Annotated in this window: 3 protein-coding genes, 1 pseudogene and 1 riboswitch; of the genes and pseudogenes, 2 read left to right on the forward strand and 2 right to left on the reverse strand. The window is 76.5% G+C overall.

Features of this window, described 5'->3' with window-relative positions:
• Window positions 1–51 precede the first annotated feature (51 nt).
• Window positions 52–1,449 (reverse strand): aminotransferase class V-fold PLP-dependent enzyme, encoded by a 1,398-nt coding sequence (locus HCN52_RS21700; RefSeq protein WP_168090135.1) that lies wholly within the window; start codon window positions 1,447–1,449, stop codon window positions 52–54.
• Between the two features lie 284 nt (window positions 1,450–1,733).
• Window positions 1,734–1,851: riboswitch (SAM riboswitch) on the reverse strand.
• 168 nt (window positions 1,852–2,019) lie between these two features.
• Window positions 2,020–3,240 (reverse strand): GNAT family N-acetyltransferase, encoded by a 1,221-nt coding sequence (locus HCN52_RS21705; protein ID WP_168090136.1) that lies wholly within the window; start codon window positions 3,238–3,240, stop codon window positions 2,020–2,022.
• A 127-nt stretch (window positions 3,241–3,367) separates the two neighbouring features.
• Between HCN52_RS21705 and HCN52_RS21710 the strand changes: the two genes are divergently transcribed.
• Together HCN52_RS21710 and HCN52_RS21715 are read left to right on the forward strand one after the other, a co-directional pair.
• On the forward strand, window positions 3,368–4,519 hold the full coding sequence (locus tag HCN52_RS21710) for a PP2C family protein-serine/threonine phosphatase (protein ID WP_168090137.1): 1,152 nt from the start codon (window positions 3,368–3,370) through the stop codon (window positions 4,517–4,519).
• A 238-nt stretch (window positions 4,520–4,757) separates the two neighbouring features.
• Window positions 4,758–5,041 (forward strand): annotated as a pseudogene (locus HCN52_RS21715) (hypothetical protein); the annotation flags it as partial.

Here is a 5,041-nt window from a genome sequence, read left to right on the forward strand (position 1 = left end):
CTCCTCCCCGCCGCCGCGCGGCCCCGCCGCCCGGCCCGCGGCCGCCGTCGCTCAGCCGCCGTCGGTCAGCCGCCGCACCGCCGACACCAGCCGGTCCACGTGCTCCGCGGGGGTTCCCGCGCCGAAACTGACCCGCACCGCCTGCACCGGCGCGTCGTCGCAGCCCCCCGCGTCCGGCCCCGGTACCGCGGCGGAGCCCTCCGCCAGCAGGCTCCGCAGCAGCGGATGCGCGCAGAACAGCCCGGCCCGCACACCGATCCCGTACTCGTCGGAGAGCCGGCGCGCGAACCCGGCGCTGTCGTGGCCCTCCACGACGAACGACACCACGGCGACCCGCTCCGCGTCCGGCCCGAAGAGCGACAGCTCCCGGACGGCGGGCACCGACGCCAGCCCCTCCCGCAGCCGCCGCAGCAGCGCCTGCTCGTGCGCGGTCACCGCCGCGTACCCGACCGCGGACAGCGCGCGGCACGCCGACGCCAGCGCGTGGACCCCGACCACGTTCGGCGACCCCGCCTCGTGCCGCGCCGGGCCCCGCTGCCACACCGGCAGCAGACCGCCCGCCGCGCCGCCGTCCACCCGCAGCGACGCGCCGCCGCCGGCCAGGTACGGCTCGGCCGCGTCCAACCAGTCGGCGCGCCCCGCCAGCACCCCCGCGCCGAACGGCGCGTAGACCTTGTGCCCGGAGAACGCCACCCAGTCGACCCCCAGCTCCGCGACGTCCACCGCGCGGTGCGGGACCAGCTGCGCCGCGTCCAGCACGGTACGGGCGCCGTGCTCCCGCGCCACTTCGGCGAGTGCCGCCACGGGCCAGAGCTCGCCGGTGACGTTGGAGGCCCCGGTCACGCACAGCAGGGCGGGCCGGCCGGCGGGCAGCTTCCGCAGCGCGGCCGCGGCGAGGGCCACCGCGTCGGCCGGCGAGGACGGGGCGGGCAGGGTCACCACCCGGCGGCCGTGGTGCTCCCAGGGAAGCAGCGCGGCGTGGTGCTCCGTCTCGAAGACCAGCACCGTGCAGTCGGCCGGGAGGGCGGCCGCCAACAGGTTGAGGGAGTCGGTGGTGGAGCGGGTGAAGACCACCTGGTCGTCGGGGCGGCAGCCGAGGAACGCCGCCACATCGCGGCGGTCGCGCTCGAACAGCTCGGTGGAGAGCCGCGACAGATGACCCGCCCCGCGGTGCACGCTCCCGTACTGCGGCAGGTACGCGGCGACCGCCTCCCAGACGGCGCGTGCGGCGGGCGCGCTGGCGGCCAGGTCCAGAGCGGCGTAGGGCACCTCCCCGCCGCCGGTCAACGGCGCCCGGACCTCGTCCCCGAGCACCGCCAGCGGCGGCGGCGGACAGGCGGGCAGCTCAGCGGCGGGCGCGGTGGTCGTCCCGGTGGCGCCGGCGGAACGGACGGCGTCGGAGGGGACGGCGGCGGAGGGGGCGGTGGCGGTGGCGGAGAGGCTGGGCATGACGGATCTCCCGGGATCGCGGGGCGAGGGCGAGGGTTACCGGCCGCGCGGCGCCCGGGCCGTCCCGCTCGGGGCGACAGGGCGCGCGACGCGCTGCGGACGACCGCCGGACCACCGGCGTCCCGGACCCGCCCGGCGCGTGCCCGGCGGGGCCGTCGGCAGAGCGGACGGCCACGGCGCGGGGCGCGGAACGGAGTCGGGGGACGAAGGGGGAGGGCTCCCGGAGGACCGGGGATCCGGAACGGGCGTCCTAACGCATTCGCTGGATCATGTGAACTCCTCGGCGACCGTGCTTGCCGTGAACCGGTGCTGTTCACGGCCTGGTCATCACCCGGGGCACCCCGCCACGGTGGAGGGTTGCCGGACAGCCGGCCGGGGCCTGCGTCGCTGTCGCTCGTGACCTGGCAGGCACGGTACCGCAGCGCCGCCCGGCGGTCTGCTGTGCCACCGTCATGTCCCACATGCTGAGACCTGCTGTCCGGGCCTGTGGTCGCGCGCCGGGGAAGCCCCCGGCGTGCGGCCACAGCGGCCGTCGAAGCCCGCAGCGACCCGTGGTGGGCCCGCGACCGGTCAGAACCCGTGCGGCAGCCAGGGGGAGACGTCCCAGCCGAACGCCGTCGTCGCCGGCGCCAGAGCGCCGTGGCGCACCTCCCGCACCCGCCCGGCGCGCGCCAACCCGGTCAGCGACGTGCCGCCGAGGTAGGCCGCGCCCACCTCGCGCATCGAGAGCGCCAGCTCGGCCGGGTCGGTGGTCCGCTCGCACACCGCCCCCGTCCGGTCGCCGGAGAGCCGCCAACGCCCCTCGTTCCAGGGGCAGAACGAGTCGGACACCTCCAGCACGACATCGACCGGTGCCGCATAGCGCCGGGCGGCCAGTGCCGCGCCCAGTTCGACCGGCCGCAGGTACAGGAAGTCCCGCAGCTGGATGCCGCATCCCCGCACGTCGTTCACGGCGTACTGCCAGGCGTCGTCCACCGGCCGGTCGTAGAAGGTGACCCGGGAGGTCAGGTCGATCGAGAACAGGAACCGCCACAGCGCCAGTTCCGTCGCACCGTCGTCCGCCACCAGCGACCGGACCCGCACCGTGCCGGTACCGTCGGCCTCCGATACCCCGAAGCGGGCGTACCCGACGGCGGCGCCGTCCCGCTCGGCCACGACGCACAGCTGCCCCACCGACCCCGCGCCGACTGCGCCGGCCACCGTCTCCAGCCGCTCCCAGCCCGGCAGCCGCTCCAGCATGCCGGGCCGCCGCTCGACCTGCCGGGCGTACACCTTCTCGGTCTCCGGCAGCGCCGCCACGGAGTCCACCAGCCGCAGCCGCAGACCCGCCGCCCGGGCCCCGGCCGCCTCGGGCAGCCGCACCCGGCGGGTGTCGATCTCCGCCCGGATCCGGCCCGCCGCGGCCCCGTACCCGAAGCGCCCGTAGATGGCCGCCTCCGAGGCGGTCAGCACGGCCAGCGGCTCGCCCCCCTCGCGCACCTCCTCCAGATGGCGGCGGATCATCGCCGTCAGCAGGCCGCGCCGCCGGTGCGTCGGCAGCACCCCCACCATGGTCAGCCCGGCCGTCGGGAGCACCGCACCACCCGGTACCGCCATCCGGAACGAGAACGCCGACAACGTCCCCACGACCTGCCCGTCGTCCCAGGCCCCCAGGGAACGTTTGTGCTCCGTCAGATCCCGCCAGAGCGCGCGGTGCTCCGGCAGCTCCACCTCACCCGCGAAGGCGGTGTTCAGACACCGGTACCAGCGTTCCCAGTCAGCCGGGTCCAGCTCTTTCAACTCTGTCGTCATGACCCATGGTTACCTGTGGCACACCGGGCCCGCCAGCGCTTTTTCCACCCGCACCGCACCGAAGCCGCCGCAATGGGGACGGGCCGGGAATCGACGTGGTCAGTCGGGCTGGCTAGAGTCCGGAGCCATGGCAGGTCGAGGTTCGTCCCCCTCGGGGTTCCGTAGGTCCCGTGCGCACAAGGCGGTGCACCGGGCCCGTACGCTGCTACGCCGTTCGGCCGTCGACTACTTCCGCGGCGGAGGCTCGGACTGGGCGCCGCTGGCGGTGCTGCTGCTGTCCGTCCCGCTGCTCGCCGCCCTGACCCTCCGCTGGCCGGAGTGGTGCCCGCCGGAGACGCTGGTGCTGCCGCTGATCGCCGGCGGCATGGTGCTGCGCCCGGCGAGCCTGCTCGGCCTCTACGGCGCCACCGCGGTGGCACTCGTGGTGGAGACCGCCATGCTCGACCACGGACCGCGCGGCGAGGAGCCCGTCACCCCCGGAACGGTCCTCGTCGTCGGTGCCGTCGCGCTCTCCGCCCTGCTCGTCGCCCAGTTCCGCAGCCGCGTCGGCGTTCCCTGGCGGCGCGGCTCCACCATGCTGTTCGACCTGCGGGAACGCATCCGCGCCCAGAGCGCGCTGCCACCGCTGCCCAGCGGCTGGCACCGCGAGATGTCGCTGCGTCCGGCGGGCGGGCAGTCGTTCTCCGGGGACTTCGTCGTCGCCGCCCGCACCGGCGAGGGCGGCCGCACCCTGGAGGCGGTGCTCACCGACGTCTCCGGGAAGGGCATGGACGCCGCGTCGCGGTCGCTGCTGCTCTCCGGCGCCTTCGGGGGACTGCTGGGCTCGCTGCCGCCCCGCGACTTCCTGCCCGCGGCCAACGGCTACCTGCTGCGCCAGGAGTGGGACGAGGGCTTCGCCACCTCGGTCTACCTCGTCCTCGACCTCGACACCGGCGACTACCAGCTCTTCTCCGCCGGCCACCTCCCCGGGGTGCAGCTCGACGCCGACCTCGGGCAGTGGCGCCGCGTCGCCGCCGAGGGCCCGCTGCTCGGCGTGTGGGCCGGCGCCGAGTTCGAACCCGTCCGCGGCCACCTCGGTCCGGGCGACGTCCTCATGCTCTTCTCCGACGGTCTGGTGGAGCGGTCCGGCCGCGACCTCGACGACGGTGTCGACCGCCTCACCGGGGAGGCCGAGCGGTACATCCCCACCGGGTTCCGCGGCGCGGCCTGGCACCTCATCGAGTCGTTGGCCAAGGACGTCAACGACGACCGGGCGCTGCTGCTGATCTGCCGCGGCTGACCCCGCACCCGGCCGGACGCGGGCCCCCGACCCCGCCGAGCGGTGACAGGGGGTGGCGATCCGGTCACCCGTCGGGTGGATTCGCTGCAGGTCGCCCGCCGGGGCCCGCCACGCCGCGCCGGCCTGCGGCGACGCCGCGGCCGGCCCCGCGCGGGACGTCCGCCGATCGGCGGCTTTCGGCCCCGCGCGGCGGATGCGGAGCCGCCCGTCCTGACGTTGGCTCGGCATCATGTGCCCCGTGATGCGACGTCAGCAGACCGCCCACCGCCGCGCCGCGCGACTCGCCGGACCGGTGCTCACCGGCGCGGTGCTCATCGGCACCGTCTCCGCCCTGGCCACGCCGGCCGCGGCCGCCCACGGCGGCCACGCAGACCAGGACGGCTCGGAGCGGCCCGACCCCGGCGGCGCCCCGCCGGGCGCCGAGGGGGCAGGAGCGCAGCAGGACCCGTGGGCGGCGCTCGACTTCGAGGACGCGCCGCCCGATACCGCGCGTGCCACCGGCGCCGACGCCCTCACCGGCGC

Source organism: Streptomyces bohaiensis (assembly GCF_012033785.1).
GTDB classification, from domain to species: domain Bacteria; phylum Actinomycetota; class Actinomycetes; order Streptomycetales; family Streptomycetaceae; genus Streptomyces; species Streptomyces bohaiensis.

Coding starts and splice junctions, on each gene's coding strand:
- HCN52_RS21700 (WP_168090135.1), bottom strand. CDS start 1,449: ATGCCCAGCCTCTCCGCCACCGCCACCGCCCCCTCCGCCGCCGTCCCC.
- HCN52_RS21705 (WP_168090136.1), bottom strand. CDS start 3,240: ATGACGACAGAGTTGAAAGAGCTGGACCCGGCTGACTGGGAACGCTGG.
- HCN52_RS21710 (WP_168090137.1), top strand. CDS start 3,368: ATGGCAGGTCGAGGTTCGTCCCCCTCGGGGTTCCGTAGGTCCCGTGCG.